We start from the raw sequence: 20043 nt of genomic DNA on the forward strand, positions 1-20043 counted from the left end.
GCCGCCGTGGCAGACCAATCGGCACAGGTACCGACGTCCTTCGAGGCGGCCGTGGTCCGCACCGAGCGGCTCACGCCGCACATGGTCCGCGTCGTTCTGGGCGGTGCGGGACTGACCGGATTCGATGTGGAGGGCCACACCGACAGCTATGTGAAGCTGCTCTTCGCCCAGGAGGGCGTCAGCTACCCCTCGCCGTTCGACATCGACCGGGTCCGGGCGGAGTTCCCGCGCGAGCAGTGGCCCGCCAACCGCACCTACACCGTGCGGCGCTGGGACGGCGACCGCACCGAGCTGACGATCGACTTCGTCGTCCACGGGGACGAGGGGCTGGCCGGCCCCTGGGCCGGGCGCGCCCGGCCGGGTGACACCGTCTGGATCCTCGGCCCCGCCGGAGGGTACGCGCCGGACCCGGCGGCCGACTGGCATCTGCTGGTGGGCGACGAGAGCGCGCTGCCCGCGATCGCCGCCGCCCTGGAGAACATGCCCGAGGGCGCGCGCGTGCACGCCTTCGTCGAGATCGAGGACGCCGCCGACGAGCAGAAGATCGTCACCCCGGACGGCGTCGGCATCACCTGGCTGCACCGGGCCGGCCGTCCCGCCGGCGAGTCCCTGGTGGCCGCGGTGAAGGACCTCGAATTCCCCGAGGGCCAGGTGCACGCCTTCGTCCACGGCGAAGCCGGGTTCGTGAAGGAGCTCCGCCGCCATCTGCGCCTGGAGCGGCAGATCCCCCGCGAGCGCCTCTCCATCTCCGGCTACTGGCGCCTCGGCAAGACCGACGAGGCCTGGCGCCAGGTCAAGCGCGCATGGAACGACCAGGTCGAGCGCGAGCAGGAACAGCAGCAGGCCGCCTGACCCACCCCCCGGTCAGCACCAGAGCCCCCCGCCCGCTCCCGGGCCGGGGGCTCTCTCAAATCTCCCAAGGCAAGGGGGCCAATTTCCAGCCCGTTGGGGGCACCTCCCGGGCGAAGCCCAGGGGGAGTCTGAGGACGGACCCCGCGCCCCGTGGCCCCGCTCGGGCAGGCCCGCCAATTCAGGACCCTCCCCCAGCACGGGCCGCAGGCCCCGCTCACCCCACCGAGCTGTACGACACCACCCCTCTCCGCAGCGCGTCCACCGCCCGCCGCGCATTCCTCGCCACCGTCCCGCTCTCCGCCGGAGCCGCCGCCGCGATCTGGCCGAGAACGTCGATCACCTGCTTCGACCAGCGCACAAAGTCGCCCGCGGGCATCTCCGCCTCGCGGAGCACCTCGTCCAGCCCCTTGTCCGAGGCCCACTGGTACGCGGCCCACGCGAAGCCGAGGTCCGGCTCCCGCTGGCCCACGCCCTCCGCCTGGTTGATCTTGAAATCCTCCTCCAGGGCGTCGAGCCGGCCCCAGATGCGGACCATCTCGCCGAGCGCCGTCTTCGCCTTCCCGCCGGGGATCTTCGGGGCCACCGCGTCGTCCGACTGGCGCGCCTCGAAGACCAGCGCCGAGGCGCAGGCCGCCAGCTCGGCCGGGCTCAGCCCCTCCCAGACCCCCTCGCGCAGACACTCGCTGGCCAGCAGGTCCAGCTCGCCGTAGAGCCGGGCCAGCCGCCGGCCGTGCTCGGTGACCTCGTCCTCGCGGAGATAGTCCAGCTCCGTCAGCAGCGCCACGATCCGGTCGAAGGTGCGCGCGATCGTATTGGTGCGCCCCTCGATCCGGCGCTCCAGCTGCTGGGTGTCCCGCTTCAGCCGGTGGAAGCGCTCCGCCCAGCGGGCATGGTCCTCACGCTCGTCACAGCCGTGGCAGGGGTGCGCCCGCAGCTCCGCCCGCAGCCGGGAGATCTCCCGGTCGTCGGCGGCGGCCGAACGGGACTTGCGGTGCCGGTCGGGCACGATGTGACCGGCCTTGGTGCGCAGCGCGGACGCCAGATCGCGCCGCGACTGCGGCGAGCGCGCGTTGAACGACTTGGGGATCCGCATCCGCTCCAGCGTCTCCACCGGGACCGGGAAGTCGATCGCCGCCAGCCGCTTGACCTGCCGCTCGGCGGTGAGCACCAGGGGCCGGGGCCCGTCGTGGTAGTCGAAGCCCCGGTGGCCGCCGGTCCGCCCGGCCGGGACGCCGGGGTCGAGGACGAGCGCCAGCCCGGCGAACTTGCCGGTGGGGACGTGGATGACATCGCCGGGCCGGAGCTTCTCCAGCGAGTCGGCGGCGGCAGCCCTGCGCTGGGCCGCGCCCTGCTTGGCCAGCTCCGTCTCCCGGTCCTTGAGGTCGCGGCGGAGCCGCGCGTACTCCTCGAAGTCCCCGAGGTGGCAGGTCATGCCCTCGCGGTAGCCGTCCAGACCCGCCTCGTTCTTCTGGACCTGGCGGGAGATGCCGACGACCGAGCGGTCCGCCTGGAACTGCGCGAACGAGGTCTCCAGCAGCTCGCGCGAGCGATGCCGGCCGAACTGGTGCACGAGGTTGACGGCCATGTTGTACGAGGGCTTGAAGCTGGAACGGAGCGGGTACGTCCGCGTCCCGGCCAGGCCCGCGAGGGCGGCCGGGTCCATCGCCCGCTGCCACAGCACGACCGCGTGGCCCTCGACGTCGATGCCGCGCCGGCCGGCCCGGCCGGTGAGCTGGGTGTACTCGCCGGGGGTGATGTCCGCGTGCTGCTCGCCGTTCCACTTGACGAGCTTCTCCAGCACCACCGAGCGCGCCGGCATATTGATGCCGAGGGCGAGGGTCTCGGTGGCGAAGACGGCCTTGACCAGGCCCCGGACGAACAGCTCCTCCACGACCTCCTTGAAGGTCGGCAGCATTCCGGCGTGGTGCGCGGCGATCCCGCGCTCCAGGCCCTCCAGCCACTCGTAGTAGCCGAGGACATGGAGATCCTCGGTGGGGATGGCGGAGGTGCGCTCCTCGACGATCTCGCGGACCCGGGCCCGTGCCGCGTCGTTGTTCAGCCGCAGCCCGGCGTGGAGGCACTGCTGCACGGCGGCCTCGCAGCCGGCCCGGCTGAAGATGAAGGTGATCGCGGGCAGCAGCCCCTCCGCGTCGAGCCGGTCGATGACCTCGGGGCGGCCGGGCGTCCAGATCCGGCCGCGCTGGCGGCGCTCCCGCTCCCGGTCGGCCTCGCGGACCATCTTGCCGCGCCGCCGGTCGCGGGGGTTGTAGCCGCGCTGGTTCTCCATCCGGGCCAGCCGGACGAGATCGGGGCTGACCTCGCGGCGCGCGGTGCCGCGCCCGCCGTGGTCGCTCTCCTCCTCGAAGAGGTCGTACATCCGGCGGCCGGCCATCACGTGCTGCCACAGCGGAACGGGCCGGTGCTCGGAGACGATCACGGCGGTGTCGCCGCGGACGGTGTCCAGCCAGTCGCCGAACTCCTCCGCGTTGGACACGGTCGCCGAGAGCGACACCAGCGTCACCGACTCGGGGAGGTGAATGATCACTTCCTCCCAGACCGCGCCCCGGAAGCGGTCGGAGAGGTAGTGCACCTCGTCCATCACCACATGGCCGAGGCCGCGGAGCGCCTGGGAGCCCGCGTACAGCATGTTGCGCAGCACCTCGGTGGTCATGACGACCACCGGCGCGTCGGCGTTGACGCTGTTGTCGCCGGTGAGAAGGCCGACCTTGTCGGCGCCGTAGCGCTTGACGAGATCGGTGTACTTCTGGTTGGAGAGCGCCTTGATGGGGGTGGTGTAGAAGCATTTGCGGCCCTGCTGGAGGGCGAGGTGGACGGCGAACTCGCCGACGATGGTCTTCCCTGAGCCGGTGGGCGCGGCGACAAGCACGCCCCTGCCCGCTTCCAGGGCCTGACAGGCTTCGATCTGGAAGGGATCCAGGTCGAATTCGTACATCTCGCGGAAGGGGGCCAGTGCGGTGGCCGCCTCTGCTGCGCGGATGCGGGCGGCGGCATAGCGCTCGGCGGGTGAGAGATCCTCGGTCATCTTGCTCACGAGCCTACCCAAGAGGTACGACAGTCAGCGCGGACTTAAATGCCTGTTCACCGGGTGGCCGCCAGCACCCCCACCGCGCCGGGCACGCACTCGGCGGTCAGCGGCAGCGCCCCGACCGGCTCCCCGTCCGCGTATCCGGTGATCCCGGGGGCCCGCAGCGTCACCGAGCGGGCCCGGTGGACGGTGACCCTGGGGTGGTCCAGGTGCGTCCCCCGGTAGACCCGGGGGAAGACCCGGAGCAGGGTCCTGCGGTCACAGCCGGCGACCACCGTCACATCGAGGAGGCCGTCGTCCAGCACGGCCCCGGCGCACATCCGCATCCCGCCGCCGTACAGGGGCCCGTTGCCGACCGCCACCAGCGTGGCCTCGATCTCCCGTACCGGCCCGTCGTCGAGGGCGATCCGGTACGGGATGGGGCGCAGCGCCGCCAGTTCGGCGAGCATCGCCAGGTCGTAGCGGAACCGGCCGCCGGGCAGCCGCATCCGGTTGCCCCGGTCGTTGACGCGGGAGTCGAAGCCGGAGGCGAGTATCGTGCCGAACCACTTCGTCCCCACCCGCCCCAGGTCGATCGTGCGGACCGTGCCGGCGGTGAGCGCGTCCGCGGCCAGCCGCCCGGCGCGGGCGGGGTCCTTGACCGGCAGTCCGAGCGAGCGGGCGAAGTCGTTGCCGGTGCCGACCGCGACCACCCCGAGCGGGGTGCCGGTCCCGGCGACGGCCTGGAGCGCGAGCGACATCAGGCCGTCGCCGCCGACGGCTATGAGCGCGCCGGTGCCCGCGTCGACGGCTTCGCGGGCGCGGCGGAGCGCGTCGGCGGCGTCCTCGCCGAGGACGGTGCGCACGGAGAATCCGGCCTCGCGCAGCGCGTCGGCCGCCGGGCGGGCGGCCCGCGCGCCTCTGCCGCGTCCGGCGGTGGGGTTGACGAAGAGGGTGATCTGGCTGGTCACCCGCGTGACGTTACTGCACTGCGGGATCATGACAACGGGACCGGAGGGCATGCCCTCCGGTCCCGTGTCCCTACGTACGTACGATCCGCGCCCGGTGCTCCGGCTCAGGTTCAGGCTCAGGTGATGTCGTCGTAGCCGTTGACCCGGTGGGTGCGCGCGCCGTCCGACTCGCCCTTCGACTGCTCCGGGAGGGAGCGTCCGGCGGTGACCGGCTCGGTGGTCCCGTCGTCGTCGCCGCCGAGGTCGAGCGGGGACGCCTCGTCGTCGTCGAGGGCGGCGTCGGGATCGCGGCGCGCGCGGCGCTTGTCGTTGAGGAGGGAGAAGCCCACGGCCGCGAAGTAGAGGACGACGATCGGCCCGGAGAGGGCGATCATGCCGATGGGGTCCGTGGTCGGCGTGGCGATCGCGCCGAAGACGAAGACGCCCATGATCACGCCCCGCCACCATCCGGACATGCGGCGGCCGGTGACCAAACCGACCAGATTCAGCATGATCAGGATGAGTGGCAGCTCGAAGGCGAGGCCGAAGACGAGCACCATGCGGACGGAGAAGTCGAGGACGTCGTCCAGTTCGAGCAGGTTGCCCGCCGCGTCCGGGGTGATCTTCAGCAGCATCTCGAAGCTGATCGGCATGATCAGGTACGCGAGGTACGCGCCGGACAGGAAGAGCGGGACGGCCGCGGTGACGAAGTAGTACGTGTACTTCTTCTCGCTCTTGTGCAGACCGGGCGCGACGAACGCCCACAGCTGGTAGAGCCAGACCGGGCAGGAGAGGACGAAGCCGGCCAGCAGTGTGACCTTGATGGTGGTGGTGAACGGCGACAGCAGTTTGTTGAAGACGATCTCGGCGCACTGGCCGCCGGCGTTGGACTGGCCCTTCTCGCACGCCGGGACGGGCGCGGCGAGGAAGTCCATCAGCTGCTTGTTGTAGAAGACCGCGATGATGCTCATGACGACGATCGCCAGCAGTCCCTTGGCGAGCCGGTTACGCAGCTCACGCAGGTGCTCGGCGAGTGGCATCCGCCCCTCGGGGTCCTTCTCCGGGCTCTTCGAGCGGGCAGGCTTGAGCAACCCACGTCCTCATCTCATGCGGCAGACCGCCCTCCGTCGAGGAGAGGCGGCCCGGGTGGTCAGCGCTGGGCGGAGTCGGTGGGCTCGGCGACGGGGCGGGCGCTCTGCACATCGCCCGGCGAGGCCTGGATCGTACGGGGAGCCGGCTGGACCGGGTCCTGTGCCTTGGGCTCGGCGGGGGCGGCGGCACTCTGGCCGCCCTCGGACTTCATCTGCCGGGCCTCGCTCTTCAGGATGCGCGCCGACTTCCCCAGGGAGCGCGCCATGTCCGGAAGCTTCTTCGCGCCGAAGAGCAGGATGACGACGAGGAGGATGAGAACAATCTCCAACGGACCGAGGTTCGGCATAATTCTGGTCTACCTTCTCACCGTGGCGGCATGGTCTGTGCTGTCGGCCGGGGCATGGAGGTACCACGCCACAGCCGTTCGATCGTAACTCTCGGGGGTAAACAGGGGGCAACCCCCCGGCAACTCCCGTCGGCGGGTGGTGCCTCATCACCTGTGCCGCCGTACCTCAGAGTACCGGTCACCTGCGCGTCACATCAGGGTGTAATGACCATCTTCTGCATTGGCCACGCACACGGCGAGGGCCGGATCAGGGGCGGAGCGTCTCCCCGGTGCGCGCCAGCCCGGTCGCCGCCCGCTCCAGATCCTCCGCCGCGCGGTTGATCCGCTCCGTCGTGCGGGCGACCTCCAGACCGAGCCGCCGGGCCTCGACGAAGACCCGGATGCCGAGCAGACCGAGGACGGCGATGCCGAGGAAGCCGAGGGCGACGGCGAGCATGGGCCAGAGCATGGGGGAGAACCTAGACCGTTCCGGAGCCGGGGGTGAGACGGAGGGTGCGGACCCCGCCGCCGGTGAGCAGTTCGACGATCCGCTCCCCGGCCGGCTTGCGCACGGCGGAGCCGCACTCGGGGCAGGTGAAGGAGTAGAAGGTGGTGCGGTGGCTGGCCCCGATCGCCAGCCGCAGCGCCTCCGCGGCGAGTTCGAAGCGGGCCCGGCAGTCGGGGCAGGCGGCCTTGAAGAGCACCGGGCCGACCGAGGACGCGATCCCTGAAATCAGCGACATGTGCGGTACGCCTCCCTCTCCCCGCCCGTCCCGGGCGACAGCGTCACGGCCGGCCCGGCCGCGTACGCCCCGTCGTCGGGCATCAGCCGTGCGCCCCGGCGACGGGCGCGGTCCCGCCGCCGCCCTCCGCCTGCTCGTAGGCGGCCAGCGCCTGCCGGGCCGCGTCCCGGGCGCTGAGCGCCAGCTCGGCGGGGGCGACGATCCGCCCGTCCTGGCCGAGCCGGAGGGCGAGCCTGCGCAGCAGGGCGGGGGACGGCGTCCGCACGGTGATGCGCAGACCGCCGTCGGGCAGCTCCTCCGCGCTGTCGTGCGGGTAGTACTCCGCGACCCAGCGGCCCGCGGGCCCGACCTCCACGATCACCTCGGGGTCGTCGGCCGAGGGCTGTACCAGCCCCTCGGAGAGATCCCGCAGCTCGACCTCGGGCGGCGCGGACGGCGCGTCCAGCAGTCTGATCTCGGCGACCCGGTCGAGCCGGAAGGTCCGGCGCGCCTCCGAGAGCCGGCACCAGGCCTCCATATAGGTGTGGCCGACGGCGAAGAGCCGGATCGGGTCGACCTCGCGCTCGGTCAGCTCGTCGCGCGCGGGCGAGTAGTACCGCACCCACAGCCGCCGCCGCTCCGAGATCGCCCGGTCCACCTCGGCGAAGACACCGCCCTCGGACTCGAAGGTCACCGAGAGCCGGGAGGAGGCCCCGGCCGCCTCGCCCGCCGCCGTCTCCAGCTTGGCGGTGGCCCGCAGCAGCGCCTCCCGGTCGCCCTCGCGCAGACCGGGCAGGGTGGCCACGGCGCGCGCGGCGACCAGCAGCGCGGTCGCCTCGTCGGCGGCGAGCCGCAGCGGCTCGGCGACGTCGTCGGGGTTGTGCCACCAGATCCGGTCGCCGTCGGTGTCGATGTCGAGCAGATCGCCGCCGCGGAAGCTCGTCCCGCACATGGGCAGCACATCGAGATCGGAGATCAGCTCGTCCTCGGTGATGCCGAAGGCGCGGGCGACGTCGCCCACCCGGGCCCCGGGGCGCTCCCGCAGATAGGTCACCAGCGACAGCATCCGCCGGGTCTGGTCAATGGCGTTGGCGGCCATGGTCCGACTCCCCTCAGCCCTTGGCCACGGCGCGCAGCCGCTCCATGACATCGGCCCGCAGATCAGCGGGCTCCACGACCACCACATCGGGGCCGAACTCCACGAGCCAGGCGTCCAGCCCGTGCCCGTACGGAATCTCCAGCTCCTCCCAGCCGCCGGCCAGCTCCCGCACCGACTGGGCCCGGGCGCGCAGCGGATAGCCGCTGCCGGTGCGCAGCCGGATCCGCGCGGTCCGGGTGGCGGTCTCGCCGGCCCAGCTCTCGACGGTCTCGCGGACGGTCACCACATCGGGCACGGGCGCGGTGAAGGCCCCGGCGCGGGAGCGGACCCGGCCGGTGATGCGGGAGAGGCGGAAGACGCGCTCGGCCCGCCGGTCGCGGTCCCAGCCCGCCAGATACCAGTGGCCGCGCCAGCACTCCAGGGTCCAGGGCTCCACCTGGCGCTGCTCGGGGCGGGCGGCGGTCGCCTTGCGGTAGTCGAAGACCACGGTCCTGCGGTCGCGGCAGGCGAGCATCAGCGGTTCGAAGGCGGTCTCATGGACCGGGATACGGGGTTCCAGGGCGCTGTACGGGAGGTCGTAGGCGTCCTCCGCCTCGGGCATCCCGGCCGCGCGCAGCTTCTGGAGCGCGCCGCTCGCGGCCCCCGCCAGTCTGGCCTGCTGCCAGACCCGGGCGGCCAGCCCGAGGGCGGCGGCCTCCTCGGCGTCCAGGGTGATCGGGGGCAGCCGGTTGCTGTCGCGGCGGGCGAGATAGCCCACCTCTCCGTCGAGGTTCTCCACCGTGGCGATGACGAGGCCGAGTTCGCGGAGATCGTCCTTGTCGCGCTCGAACATCCGGTTGAAGGCCTCGTCCGAGCCCGCTTCGAGATAGGCCTCGATGGACCCGCGCAGCTCACGCTTGCTGAGCGGGCGGCGCGTCCCGAGCAGGCACAGCGCCAGATTCATCAGCCGCTCGGCCTTGGCAATGGCCATCGACGCCCTGCACCTCTTCTGCTTGAGTCGCTTCCGCACCGCCGACCGTACCGCCCCGGGGTGTCGGGACAAAAGCCGAGGCCCATGCTCCCGAGAAGAGCATGGGCCCCGGCGGACCGGATCGGACGGGATCAGGTCGAGATCAGGTCGACGACGAAGATCAGCGTCTCGCCCGGCTTGATCACGGCGCCCGCGCCGCGGTCGCCGTAGCCGAGGTGCGCGGGGATGGTCAGCCGGCGGCGGCCGCCGACCTTCATGCCCTGGACGCCCCGGTCCCAGCCGGCGATGACCTGACCGCCGCCGAGCTGGAACTTGAAGGTCTGACCGCGGTTCCAGGACGCGTCGAACTCCTCGCCCGTGGAGAAGGCGACACCCACGTAGTGGACGGCGACATAGTCACCGGCCTTGGCCTCCGCGCCATCGCCCTCCCAGAGATCCTTGATCTCCAGGTCGGCCGGCGGCTTGCCTTCCGGGAAGTCGATCTCGGGCTTCTCGATGCTCACTGATACTGCTCCTCGTAAAACGGTGTACGGGCAACCGGGACAGTCTCGCACCTCGCCCGGCCGGGGGCCGAGTCCGGCGTGGCCGCCGTGGCCGCCGTGCTCCCGGCCGGATCAGGCCTTCGCGAGCAGATCCACCGCGAAGACCAGGGTGGAGTTCTTGGGGATGCCGTTCTGGTCCTTGTCGCCGAAGGCCTTGTCGGAGGGGATCACCAGGAGCACCCTGCTGCCGACCTTCTTGCCGATCAGCCCCTCCTTGAGGCCCTCGACGGTCACCTGGGCCAGCGGCCAGCTGACGGTGGAGTCCGCCTTGTAGGTGCTGTCGAACTGCTTGGCACCCTTCCAGATGTACGCCTCGTACTTGGCGACGACGGTGTCCTTGTCGGTCACCTCGGGGCCCTTGCCCTCCAGCACGTAGTTGGAGACCAGCTTCTTCGGCGCGTCCGTCTTGGGGATGGTCACCGAGGGGGCCTTGCCGTCGGTGTTGGTGCCGATCTTCGGGAGCGCGGTGTCGTTCTGGGGGACCTCCGCGCCGTCGGCGGAGACCGGGACGGTGGTGCCCTTGACGATGTCCATGACGAAGACCAGCGTCGCGTTGGCCTTGATGTCGCCCTGGCCCTGCGCGCCGTAGCCGAGGTCCGGCGGGATCGAGACCTCCAGACGGCTGCCGACCTTCTGGCCCTTCAGGGCCTCCTGCCAGCCCTGGATGACACCCTGGCCGCCGATGGCCACGTCGAAGGGCTGGCCCCGGTCGAAGCTGTTGTCGAAAGGCTTGTTCTCGTCCCACTCCTGGCCGAGGTAGTTCACCTGGGCCTGGTCGCCCTTCTTGAGGACCGCGCCCTTGCCCGCGCTGATGACCTCGACCTTCAGCTTCTTGGGAGGGGTGCCCTCGCCCTTCGCCAGCGTCGGCTTCTCACCGAACTTGGCACCTTCGGTGATGGCGGGCAGTCCGCCCTGGGAGGGGCTGGAGTCGGAGCCCTTTTCCTCGCTGCCGCACGCCGCTGTCGACAAGAGCAGCGCGGGGACGACAAGAAGGCCGGCGATTCGGCGCACGTGTTCCTCAGATCATCAGACGTCGGGGTGGAGGGGGTGTCGTGTGGTGGGGACTGCGGCGTCGGCGCAGTCCCCACCACACGACACCCCCTGGAGTCCCCGACACTCTAGGGCGTGCCGAGGGCCCCGCACGAGCAACGTACGGGGCCCGGGTGACGTTCCGGCGACCTGTGGCACTCCTGTGCCCACCGGCCGGGTCGCCCTGGGGGGATCGGACGGCTACATGCCGGCGATCAGCTTCTCCACCCGGTCGTCGACCGAGCGGAACGGATCCTTGCAGAGCACCGTGCGCTGCGCCTGGTCGTTGAGCTTGAGATGGACCCAGTCGACGGTGAAGTCCCGCCGCTGCTCCTGCGCCCGGCGGATGAAGTCGCCGCGCAGCCGGGCCCTGGTGGTCTGCGGGGGCACCGACTTGCCCTCGAAGATCTTGAGGTCGTTGCAGATCCGCGCGGCCTGCCCCCTGCGCTCCAGGAGGTAGTAGAGCCCGCGCCGGCGGTGGATGTCGTGGTAGGCAAGGTCTATCTGCGCGACCCGGGGGTGCGACATGGTCATGTTGTGCTTGGCCCGGTACCGCTCGATGAGCTTGTACTTCATGACCCAGTCGATCTCGGTGCCGATCCGGTCCAGGTCCTCGGCCTCGATCGCGTCGAGGGTGCGGCCCCACAGTTCGAGCACCTGCTCGACCGTGCCGGTGCGGATGCCGCGCCGGTCGACGAAGTCGACGGCCTTCTCGTAGTACTCCCGCTGGACCTCCAGGGCGGAGGCCTCACGGCCGCTGGCGAGGCGCACCTTGCGCTGCCCGGTGATGTCGTGGCTGACCTCGCGGATCGCCCGGATCGGGTTCTCCAGGGTCAGATCGCGCATCACGGTGCCCGCCTCGATCATGCGCAGCACCAGATCGGTCGCGCCGACCTTGAGCAGCATCGTGGTCTCGGACATGTTGGAGTCGCCGACGATGACATGGAGTCGGCGGTAGCGCTCGGCGTCCGCGTGCGGCTCGTCCCGGGTGTTGATGATGGGACGGGACCGGGTGGTCGCCGAGCTGACGCCCTCCCAGATGTGCTCGGCCCGCTGACTGACGCAGTAGACCGCGCCGCGGGGGGTCTGGAGCACCTTGCCCGCGCCGCAGAGCAGCTGGCGGGTGACGAGGAAGGGGATGAGGATGTCCGCGAGCCGGGAGAACTCTCCGTGGCGGGCGACGAGATAGTTCTCGTGGCAGCCGTAGGAGTTTCCCGCCGAATCGGTGTTGTTCTTGAAGAGATAGACGTCGCCCGCGATTCCCTCCTCGTGCAGGCGGCGTTCGGCGTCGACGAGCAGACCTTCGAGAATCCGCTCTCCGGCCTTGTCGTGAGTGACCAGCTCGGTCACGTTGTCGCATTCCGGTGTCGCGTATTCAGGATGCGATCCCACGTCGAGGTAGAGGCGGGCGCCGTTCCGCAGGAAGACATTGCTGCTGCGGCCCCATGAGACAACTCGGCGGAAGAGGTAGCGCGCCACTTCGTCAGGTGACAGTCGGCGCTGTCCCCTGAACGTGCACGTGACGCCGTACTCGTTCTCCAGCCCGAAAATGCGGCGGTCCATGTCTGAACATTACGCCTCAGGGCCTGAGCTGAAACCGGGTTCGGCGGCACCATTGCGATCATTTTCGGCTGATCGCGCCGGCGGGTCCGGAAGGGAGCGGGCGACGTCCACCGCGCGGCCCGGTCCGGCGAGGGTCTTCTGAGTGGCCGTCAGAACGAGCAGGGCGAGGATTCCGCCGGCCCCGGCGACCGCGAAGCCCCACGAGGTGGAGCCCAGTTCCACGGCAGGACCGGCGGCGGCGGTGCCCGCCGCCGCGCCCACGCCGAAGGTGGTCACCAGCCAGGAGAACGCCTCGGTGACCGTGCCGCGCGGCGCGTGCCGGTCCACGACGACGAAGGCGCAGGCGATCGCGGGGGCGAGGAAGAGCCCGGCGAGGGCGGTCAGGGCCGTCATGGCGGCGACGCCGGGCGTCAGCGCCAGCGGCAGATAGCCGACCGCGAGCAGGGCCACGATGACCAGCAGCCGGCGCTCCGGGGGGCCGGCCCAGCGGCGGGCCCCGTAGAACACGCCCCCGATCAGCGCGCCGAGGCTCAGGGCGGCCATCAGCAGGCCGTAGATCGCGTCCCGGCCGTGGTCGTCCGCGTAGGCGACGCCCGCGACGGTGATGGAGCCGAGGGCGAGCCCCACGAAGAAGAACGACCCGAGCAGGGCCAGCAGTCCGCCCGAGCGCAGCGCGCCCAGCCAGTGCGCCTCCCGGGGGGCCGAGCGCCAGGCGCGGGACGGCTCGGAGAGCACGACGACGAGCGCGCCGAGCACCCCGATCGCGTTGATCACCATCAGCGCCGCCCCGGCGGACCAGAGCGAGACGAACAGGGTGATCAGCAGCGGCCCCACGGTGAACATGACCTCCTGGGCGACCGCGTCCAGGGCATAGGCCCGGTGCACCCGGTCCTCCCTCCCCAGCACGCTCGGCCACAGGGCCCGCAGCCCTCCTTCGAGGGGCGGGGTGAACAGCCCGGCGACGAAGACCGCCGCGTACGCGAGGGGCAGCGAGCCGATCCCGGCGACGGCCAGCACCACCATGCCCAGCGCGGACACCACCGCGGCGGGGAGCTGGACCCTGAGCTGTCCGCGCAGGTCCACGGCGCGTCCGAGCAGCGGCTGCCCGATCGCGGTGGCTGTGCCGTAGACGGCGGCGAGCGCGCCCGCGAGGGTGTAGCCGCCGCCCTCGGCCCGGGTGAACAGCACGATGGCGATCGGGCCCGTGGCGTGGGGCAGCCGCCCCACCAGCGTGCCGGCGAGCAGCCGCGCGGCGTGCGGGGCCCTGAGGATGTCCGCGTATCCGCCGCTCCCGGTGCTCCCGGTGCTCCCGGTGTCTCCGACGGCCCCGGTCGCTTCGCCGGTTCCGGTGGCTTCAGACACCACGTCCCGCCCCCCTCTCCCCGGCCCGGCCGAGGTGTTACGTATAACGTCGAGGCTCATACGTACCATGTCGACAGTCCGCGGGTCCACAGCACCGCCTCGCCGCGGACCCGCGCCCGGCGCGGACGGCGGCGCAGCGAAGGACGGCACCATGGCAGACGGGCAGCGCCCGCCCGCTCCCGGCGGGGGCGGACCGCGCCGCGTCACGGCCCCGGAGGCGGAGCCGGCTCCCCCGGGCGACGGCGTCCCTCCCGGGGCCCGGCCCACCAGCCGGGACGTCGCGCGGGCCGCCGGGGTCTCGCAGGCCACCGTCTCGCTCGTGCTCGGCGACAAGTGGCGCGGCCGGGTCTCCCCCGGCACCGCCGACACCGTCCGCGACACCGCGCGCTCGCTGGGCTACCGGCCCAATCTCGCCGCCCGGAATCTGCGGCTCGGCCACACCAGGACCGCGCTCCTGGTGGTCCCGGCGCTCACCCACGAGTTCTTCGCCCGCGTCTACACCGGTGCCGCCGCCGTCGCCGAGCGGCACGGCTTCGGCGTGGTCGTCTACCCCTCCCCCGGGGGCATCGGCCCCGCCAAGGACCCCTTCGCCTCCGCCCGCGCGGCCCTGGACGGCGTGATCGCCTCCTCGATGGCCACCGACGCGCTCACCGCCCTGCGCGCCTCCGGCCTGCCGCTCGTGATGCTCGACAGCGACCCCGACGACCGGGGGGCCGCCGCGCGGGTCAACCTCGCCATCGCCGACGGCGTCCGCCGGGTCGCGGACCATCTGCTGGACCTCGGCCACCGCCGGTATCTGCATCTCGCCCCGGCCATCGACTCCTGGACCTTCGAGGTCCGCGCCCGCGCCCTGGCCGCCGCCGTGGGCGCGGTCCCCGGGGCGAGTGTGCGGACCGTCCGGGGGCCCTTCACCGTCGACGCCGCCCGGGAGGCCGCCCACCGGGCGCTGACCGCGCCGGGACCCCGGCCGACCGCCGTCGTCTGCGACGGGGACACGCTCGCCGCCGGAGTCTGCAAGGCCGCCCGCAGGCTCGGCCTGCGCGTCCCGGAGGATCTCTCGGTCACCGGCTTCGACGATCTCGCCCTCGCCACCGCCGTCGAGCCCGAGCTGACCACCGTACGGCTCCCCGCCGAACAGGTCGGCGAGCGCGGCATGCACGCCCTGCTCGCGGTGCTCGACGGGCGCGCCCCGGCGCGGGACGAGCTTCCCGTACAGCTCGTCGTCCGCGAGTCCACCGGTCCCGTGCCCGGATCCGTGCGCTGACGGACCGCCGGGACGGCCCTTGAGCCCGCACGTGCCGCGTGGAACGATCGTGATCATGACGAGTACGGCGGAGACGCCGATCGACGCCACCCTGGTCGGAACGGTCCACACGACCGGTTCGGTGACCCCGCTCACCGGCGGACGGCTGGCCCTGACGGACGACGGCCGGCTGGAGATCCACGACGCGAGGACCTTTCTCTCCGGGGCCCTCGCCCCGCTGCGGACCCTGCCCCTGCCGCCGCGCTCCACCGCCGCCGCGCTGGAGGACGGCGCGATCGTCTGCGAGGCCGCCGGGGTCCGCCGGGTCACCGCCGACGGAAAGACGCTCTGGGAGCTTCCGCACACCCCGTGGCACGGCTGTCACGACGAACCGCGCCCGCCGGGGCCGCCCGCCCCGCACCCGGGGGGCGGCCTGGTCAGCGTGCTGGTGCCCACCCTCGCCGTCGGGGGGACGGCGACGGCCCGCCCCGGGGGCGGCGCGTCCGGGCTCCCCTACGGCAATGACACGCTGCTGCTGCTCGACACCGAGTCCGGCAGGATCCGGGCCCGCCGTCCGATCGGCGGCATCTCGTCCGTCGCCACCCAGCGCTGGCGTCCGGACGGCGCGCTGCTCGCCCTCTCCTCCTGGACCGCCTGGTACAGCTGGACCAGCTGGTGGATAGAGCCGCGCCGGGACGGGCTCCACATCCGGGGCACCACCACCATGCGGGAGATCATCGACTTTCTGCCGCGCCCGCCCGGCGGCGGGCCCGACGCGCCGCCGCAGCTGCTCACGCTCCGCCGCGCCGAACGGATCGCGGCCAACGACGACCGCAATGAACTCGCGGCCCACGACGTCGCCGCCGACGAGCCCACCGCGCTGTACGACCTGGCCCGGCTCACCACCGGGCGCGACAGCGACGAGTTCGACGGGGCGTTCCTCCTGGACGACAGGCATCTCCTGGTCACCGGCCGGACCTATCCCCCGGGACGCCCCGCGGTGATCCGGCACTGGCTCTGCGACGCCGCCACGCTCCGGCCGCTGGGGCGGGTCCGCTATCCGGCGCCCGTCGGCTGGGTCACCCCGCTCGGCGACGGGACGTGGCTGACCCGGCACACCGGCGGCCTCCGCCGCTGGTCACTGCCCTGACCCGCCGGCGGCACGGCGGCCCGCCGGCCGTGAGCCCGCCCCGAAACGCGGCCGTGCCCCGGGATCGGTCGTCGGACCGCTCCCGGGGCACGCTCACGGCTGGGCCGGCGGACTACTCGCCGCTCTCGCGGCTCTCGCCGGTCCCGCCGCTCTCCTCGGTCTCCTCGATGTCCGAAGGGGCGTCGGTCGGAACCGATGCCGCCCCGTCGGCCTCCAGCAGCCGGGACAGCTGACGGCCCACGATGCGCTTGAACTTCCGCTTCTGGGGGCGGGTGCGGTCCAGCACCGCGACCTCGAGGCGCTCCGCCGGGATCTCCCGCTCGGTGCCGTTGGTCTGGGTGGAGAGCGCCTGCACCGCGAGCTTCAGCGCCTCCGCGAGCGACATGCCGTCCCGGTGGCGCTGGTCCAGGAACGCGCTGATCTGCTCGGCGCTGCCGCCGACCGCGACCGAGCCGTGCTCGTCCACGATCGACCCGTCGTGCGGCAGCCGGTAGATCTGGTCGCCGTCGGGCGTCGCCCCGACCTCGGCGACCACCAGCTCCACCTCGTACGGCTTCTCGGCCGAACTGGAGAAGATCGTGCCCAGCGTCTGCGCGTAGACATTCGCCAGACCTCGGGCGGTCACATCGTCACGGTCATAGGTGTATCCGCGCAGATCCGCGTAGCGCACACCGCCGATCCGGAGATTCTCGTACTCGTTGTACTTGCCGGCCGCCGCGAAACCGATCCGGTCGTAGATCTCGCTGAACTTGTGCAGCGCGCGGGACGGGTTCTCGCCGACGAAGACAATTCCGTCGGCGTACTGGATCACAACCAGGCTGCGACCTCGGGCAATGCCCTTGCGGGCATATTCCGCCCGATCCTGCATGGCCTGTGCGGGCGAGACATAGAACGGCGTCGTCACCGGTTATCCGTCCCTTTCTGTCAGTGGCGTGAAAGCCCCGCCGAGTAGTAGCCGGAAAAACATCAGAGCAGCGCGGCGCGCGGCCCGTCGGGCCGTTCGAGGCGGCGCTCCAGAATCGCCCGGGCGATCTCGGAGGCCTCGTCGTCGGTGAGCTTGCGGACCCCGTCCTCGGTGATCACCGTGATGATCGGGAAGATCCGCCGGGCGACGTCGGGGCCGCCGGTCGCCGAGTCGTCGTCCGCCGCGTCGTAGAGCGCCTGCACCGCCAGCGTGGCGGCCTGCTCCTCGGTCAGATCCTCGTGGTAGAGCTTCTTCATGGAGCTGCGCGCATAGACCGAACCCGAGCCGGTCGCCGCGTAGCCCCGCTCCTCCGAACGGCCGCCCGTCACGTCGTACGAGAAGATCCGCCCCCTGCCGCGGTCCACGTCGTACCCCGCGAAGAGCGGAACGACCGCGAGCCCCTGCATGGCCATGCCCAGATTGCCCCGGATCATGGTCGACAGCCGGTTCGCCTTGCCCTCCAGGGAGAGCTGGACGCCCTCCACCTTCTCGAAGTGCTCCAGCTCCAGCTGGAAGAGCTTCACCATCTCCACCGCGAGGCCCGCGGTGCCCGCGATGCCCACGGCCGAGTACTCGTCGGCCGGGAAGACCTTCTCCATGTCGCGCTGGGCGATCACATTTCCCATGGTCGCGCGCCGGTCACCGGCGAGCACCACGCCGCCGGAGAAGGTGACGGCGAGGATGGTCGTGCCGTGCGGGGCCTCGAAGGCTCCCTGCACGGTCGGAAGAGCACGGTTCCCCGGGAGCATTTCCGGGGTGTGCTCCCCCAGGAAGTCCATGAAGGAGGAGGAGCCAGGCGTCAGAAAGGCAGCCGGCAGACGTCCGGCGCCACGAGTGTTGGCTTCCACGAGTTTCCTTCCACGTAGGCGGCAGCCCGACGGACGGTGTCGGGATGGTCTCCCAACGTGCCGATGGCCGAATGACGGTTGAAGCACGGTACGCCACGGACCCTACCCGTCTCATGGCAGTGATCCACATGTGCGGCGGAAGCCGCCGGACAGCCGGCGCTGGGCCCTCTGTCCGGCGGTCATCACGCAGTGTTCGGCCGCGGTCGTGCGGCACGGGCCCCGGGAAGGCGCTGCTCGCCCCCGGGCGGCCCGGCACACGGAACGGCGCGTCGGCCCGGCAGAGCCCGACGGCTCCGCTACTGTCCGCCTTTTTGTACGAATGAGCGGACGAAGTCCTCGGCGTTCTCTTCGAGCACGTCGTCGATCTCGTCCAGTACGGAGTCCACGTCGTCCGACAGCTTCTCCTGGCGCTCCTTGAGATCCTCGGAGACCTGCGCGTCCTGCGCCTGCTCCTCGGCCTCCTCCGTGGAACGCGTGGCCTTCTGCTGTCCGCCGCCGGTGTCCTTGGTCGCCATGTCCCTCACCCCGCTCGGTTTGCCCTGACGTGAGTTCGTTCCTGTCAAGATCAGACCCTACAAGCCCGGTCCGACATCGGCCCCGTACTTTCCTCAACGCCCTGGGGCCGTCCCCGCGATTCCCGTTGATGATTCCCGAACCAGGCCCTTTTAGCCCCCTGACAACACCCGGACCAGGTCTTCCGCCGTCCGGCACCGGTCCAGCAGCTCCTTGACGTGATTGCGGGTGCCGCGCAGCGGCTCCAGGGTCGGGACCCGCTGAAGCGAGTCACGGCCCGGGAGGTCGAAGATCACGGAGTCCCAGGAGGCCGCGGCCACATCGTCCGCGTACTGCTCCAGACAGCGGCCCCGGAAGTAGGCGCGGGTGTCCTCGGGAGGCTTGGCGCGGGCCCGCACCACGTCCGTCTCGTCCAGCAGCCGTTTCATCCTGCCCCGGGCGGCCAGCCGGTTGTAGAGACCCTTCTCGGGCCGTACGTCGGCGTACTGGAGATCCACCAGATGCAGCCGGGCGGCCTCCCAGCCCAGCCCGTCCCGGCGGCGGTAGCCCTCCATCAGCTCCTTCTTGGCGATCCAGTCCAGCTCGCCCGAAAGGCTCATCGGATCGTTCTCCAGCCGGTTGAGCGTGTCCTCCCAGCGGGCCAGCACATCCTTGGTCTGCTCGTCCGCGTCGGCCCCGAACCGCTCCTCGACATACTTCCTGGACAGCTCGTAGTACTCCATCTGGAGCTGGACCGCGGTGAGTGTCCGCCCGCTGCGCAGCGTGACCAGCTGCTTCAGCCCGGGGTCGTGGGAGACCTGGTGCAGGGTGCGCACCGGCTGGTCGACGGCGAGATCGACGGCGATGAAGCCGTCCTCGATCATCGAGAGGACCAGCGCGGTGGTGCCGAGCTTGAGATAGGTCGAGATCTCCGACAGATTCGCGTCGCCGATGATCACATGGAGCCGGCGGTACTTCTCGGCGTCGGAGTGCGGCTCGTCCCTGGTGTTGATGATGGGGCGCTTGAGTGTGGTCTCCAGGCCGACCTCGACCTCGAAATAGTCGGCCCGCTGACTGATCTGGAAGCCGTGCTCGTGCCCGTCCTGGCCGATGCCGACGCGTCCCGCGCCGGTGACCACCTGCCGTGAGACGAAGAACGGGGTCAGATGGCGCACGATGTCGGAGAACGGCGTCTCCCGCTTCATCAGGTAGTTCTCGTGCGTACCGTACGAGGCGCCCTTGTTGTCCGTGTTGTTCTTGTAGAGATGGATCGGCAGGGCGCCGGGGAGCTGGGCCGCGCGGTCGGCGGCCTCGGCCATGATCCGTTCGCCGGCCTTGTCCCACAGGACGGCGTCGCGCGGGTTGGTGACCTCGGGGGAGCTGTACTCGGGGTGCGCGTGGTCGACGTAGAGCCGCGCGCCGTTGGTGAGGATCACATTGGCCAGGCCGATGTCCTCGTCGGTGAGCTGACTGGAGTCGGCGACCTCTCGGGCGAGGTCGAAGCCCCGGGCGTCCCGCAGCGGGTTCTCCTCCTCGAAGTCCCAGCGGGCGCGGCGCGCCCGGTGCATCGCCGCCGCGTAGGCGTTGACGATCTGGGATGAGGTGAGCATGGCATTGGCGTTGGGATGGCCCGGGACGGAGATGCCGTACTCCGTCTCGATTCCCATTACTCGCCGTACGGTCATGCGGCCCTCCTTGCCCTGCGACGCTCCCGTCCGGGGCGGCGCTCAAGTACCGCTGGTGCTCCGGTGCGCATGCGGTGCCCGTCCCCGCGCTGCGCGAGCCGGCGGTACCGAAGAGCCTAGAACGCCTCCG

20 protein-coding genes are annotated in these 20043 nt (G+C 71.5%); 3 read left to right on the plus strand and 17 right to left on the minus strand.

The window, feature by feature from the left end:
* Positions 1-6: 6 nt before the first annotated feature.
* Positions 7-852: a siderophore-interacting protein gene (locus ABD371_RS09235; RefSeq protein ID WP_344474737.1), complete on the plus strand. Its 846-nt coding sequence runs from the start codon at positions 7-9 to the stop codon at positions 850-852.
* Positions 853-1066: 214 nt separating this feature from the next.
* Here ABD371_RS09235 and ABD371_RS09240 read toward each other — a convergent pair whose 3' ends face one another.
* From ABD371_RS09240 to ABD371_RS09295, 12 genes are all read right to left on the minus strand, one after another.
* Complete coding sequence (locus tag ABD371_RS09240; protein WP_344475004.1) at positions 1067-3895, minus strand: DEAD/DEAH box helicase; 2829 nt, start codon at positions 3893-3895, stop codon at positions 1067-1069.
* A gap of 56 nt (positions 3896-3951) precedes the next feature.
* Entirely contained in the window at positions 3952-4848 is an 897-nt protein-coding gene (locus tag ABD371_RS09245; protein ID WP_344474739.1) for a diacylglycerol kinase, read from the minus strand.
* Positions 4849-4964: 116 nt separating this feature from the next.
* Positions 4965-5867 (minus strand): twin-arginine translocase subunit TatC, encoded by a 903-nt coding sequence (tatC, locus tag ABD371_RS09250; protein ID WP_344475006.1) that lies wholly within the window; start codon positions 5865-5867, stop codon positions 4965-4967.
* A gap of 110 nt (positions 5868-5977) precedes the next feature.
* Positions 5978-6265, minus strand: a complete 288-nt coding sequence (tatA, locus tag ABD371_RS09255) for a Sec-independent protein translocase subunit TatA (RefSeq protein WP_190124419.1) — start codon at positions 6263-6265, stop codon at positions 5978-5980.
* Between the two features lie 247 nt (positions 6266-6512).
* Positions 6513-6713, minus strand: coding sequence for a hypothetical protein (locus tag ABD371_RS09260; protein ID WP_344474742.1), 201 nt, complete (start codon positions 6711-6713; stop codon positions 6513-6515).
* Between the two features lie 10 nt (positions 6714-6723).
* Entirely contained in the window at positions 6724-6987 is a 264-nt protein-coding gene (locus ABD371_RS09265; protein ID WP_190124421.1) for a hypothetical protein, read from the minus strand.
* Between the two features lie 82 nt (positions 6988-7069).
* Complete coding sequence (locus tag ABD371_RS09270) at positions 7070-8065, minus strand: helix-turn-helix transcriptional regulator (protein WP_344474744.1); 996 nt, start codon at positions 8063-8065, stop codon at positions 7070-7072.
* 13 nt (positions 8066-8078) lie between these two features.
* Positions 8079-9035 (minus strand): helix-turn-helix transcriptional regulator, encoded by a 957-nt coding sequence (locus tag ABD371_RS09275; protein WP_344474746.1) that lies wholly within the window; start codon positions 9033-9035, stop codon positions 8079-8081.
* A gap of 131 nt (positions 9036-9166) precedes the next feature.
* Positions 9167-9538 (minus strand): FKBP-type peptidyl-prolyl cis-trans isomerase, encoded by a 372-nt coding sequence (locus ABD371_RS09280; protein ID WP_344474748.1) that lies wholly within the window; start codon positions 9536-9538, stop codon positions 9167-9169.
* A 111-nt stretch (positions 9539-9649) separates the two neighbouring features.
* The gene (locus ABD371_RS09285; RefSeq protein WP_344474750.1) at positions 9650-10588 is read right to left on the minus strand and encodes an FKBP-type peptidyl-prolyl cis-trans isomerase; all 939 of its coding nucleotides are present in this window, start codon (positions 10586-10588) and stop codon (positions 9650-9652) included.
* 219 nt (positions 10589-10807) lie between these two features.
* Positions 10808-12169 carry a Pup--protein ligase gene (gene pafA / locus ABD371_RS09290; RefSeq protein WP_190124426.1) on the minus strand — a complete coding sequence of 454 codons (1362 nt, stop codon included), beginning with the start codon at positions 12167-12169 and terminating at the stop codon, positions 10808-10810.
* Between the two features lie 9 nt (positions 12170-12178).
* Positions 12179-13441, minus strand: coding sequence for an MFS transporter (locus ABD371_RS09295; protein ID WP_344475008.1), 1263 nt, complete (start codon positions 13439-13441; stop codon positions 12179-12181).
* 241 nt (positions 13442-13682) lie between these two features.
* Here ABD371_RS09295 and ABD371_RS09300 point away from each other — a divergent pair, with 241 nt between their 5' ends.
* The gene (locus ABD371_RS09300; protein WP_344474753.1) at positions 13683-14795 is read left to right on the plus strand and encodes a LacI family DNA-binding transcriptional regulator; all 1113 of its coding nucleotides are present in this window, start codon (positions 13683-13685) and stop codon (positions 14793-14795) included.
* Between the two features lie 55 nt (positions 14796-14850).
* Positions 14851-15924 carry a hypothetical protein gene (locus ABD371_RS09305; RefSeq protein WP_344474755.1) on the plus strand — a complete coding sequence of 358 codons (1074 nt, stop codon included), beginning with the start codon at positions 14851-14853 and terminating at the stop codon, positions 15922-15924.
* A gap of 112 nt (positions 15925-16036) precedes the next feature.
* Here the strand turns inward: ABD371_RS09305 and prcA are convergent, their stop codons facing one another.
* The 5 genes from prcA to dop all read right to left on the minus strand — a co-directional run bounded on the left by prcA (position 16037) and on the right by dop (position 19913).
* Complete coding sequence (gene prcA / locus ABD371_RS09310; protein WP_344474757.1) at positions 16037-16828, minus strand: proteasome subunit alpha; 792 nt, start codon at positions 16826-16828, stop codon at positions 16037-16039.
* Between the two features lie 62 nt (positions 16829-16890).
* The gene (gene prcB, locus ABD371_RS09315; RefSeq protein WP_344474759.1) at positions 16891-17736 is read right to left on the minus strand and encodes a proteasome subunit beta; all 846 of its coding nucleotides are present in this window, start codon (positions 17734-17736) and stop codon (positions 16891-16893) included.
* Positions 17688-17864: an endonuclease domain-containing protein gene (locus ABD371_RS09320; protein ID WP_381734620.1), complete on the minus strand. Its 177-nt coding sequence runs from the start codon at positions 17862-17864 to the stop codon at positions 17688-17690. The genes prcB and ABD371_RS09320 overlap by 49 nt, the downstream gene beginning before the upstream one ends.
* Before the next feature lie 168 nt (positions 17865-18032).
* Positions 18033-18251, minus strand: a complete 219-nt coding sequence (locus ABD371_RS09325; protein WP_161226477.1) for a ubiquitin-like protein Pup — start codon at positions 18249-18251, stop codon at positions 18033-18035.
* A 150-nt stretch (positions 18252-18401) separates the two neighbouring features.
* Entirely contained in the window at positions 18402-19913 is a 1512-nt protein-coding gene (gene dop / locus ABD371_RS09330) for a depupylase/deamidase Dop (RefSeq protein ID WP_344474764.1), read from the minus strand.
* Positions 19914-20043 lie beyond the last annotated feature (130 nt).

Source organism: Streptomyces amakusaensis (genome assembly GCF_039532665.1).
Classification (GTDB): Bacteria; Actinomycetota; Actinomycetes; order Streptomycetales; family Streptomycetaceae; genus Streptomyces; species Streptomyces amakusaensis.

What these genes read in the sequence shown, in the direction of transcription:
- ABD371_RS09270 (WP_344474744.1), bottom strand. Translation starts at nt 8,065, where the DNA reads ATGGCCGCCAACGCCATTGACCAGACCCGGCGGATGCTGTCGCTGGTG.
- ABD371_RS09300 (WP_344474753.1), top strand. Translation starts at nt 13,683, where the DNA reads ATGGCAGACGGGCAGCGCCCGCCCGCTCCCGGCGGGGGCGGACCGCGC.
- ABD371_RS09240 (WP_344475004.1), bottom strand. Translation starts at nt 3,895, where the DNA reads ATGACCGAGGATCTCTCACCCGCCGAGCGCTATGCCGCCGCCCGCATC.
- ABD371_RS09325 (WP_161226477.1), bottom strand. Translation starts at nt 18,251, where the DNA reads ATGGCGACCAAGGACACCGGCGGCGGACAGCAGAAGGCCACGCGTTCC.
- pafA (WP_190124426.1), bottom strand. Translation starts at nt 12,169, where the DNA reads ATGGACCGCCGCATTTTCGGGCTGGAGAACGAGTACGGCGTCACGTGC.
- ABD371_RS09260 (WP_344474742.1), bottom strand. Translation starts at nt 6,713, where the DNA reads ATGCTCTGGCCCATGCTCGCCGTCGCCCTCGGCTTCCTCGGCATCGCC.
- dop (WP_344474764.1), bottom strand. Translation starts at nt 19,913, where the DNA reads ATGACCGTACGGCGAGTAATGGGAATCGAGACGGAGTACGGCATCTCC.
- ABD371_RS09275 (WP_344474746.1), bottom strand. Translation starts at nt 9,035, where the DNA reads ATGGCCATTGCCAAGGCCGAGCGGCTGATGAATCTGGCGCTGTGCCTG.
- tatA (WP_190124419.1), bottom strand. Translation starts at nt 6,265, where the DNA reads ATGCCGAACCTCGGTCCGTTGGAGATTGTTCTCATCCTCCTCGTCGTC.
- ABD371_RS09265 (WP_190124421.1), bottom strand. Translation starts at nt 6,987, where the DNA reads ATGTCGCTGATTTCAGGGATCGCGTCCTCGGTCGGCCCGGTGCTCTTC.
- ABD371_RS09305 (WP_344474755.1), top strand. Translation starts at nt 14,851, where the DNA reads ATGACGAGTACGGCGGAGACGCCGATCGACGCCACCCTGGTCGGAACG.
- tatC (WP_344475006.1), bottom strand. Translation starts at nt 5,867, where the DNA reads ATGCCACTCGCCGAGCACCTGCGTGAGCTGCGTAACCGGCTCGCCAAG.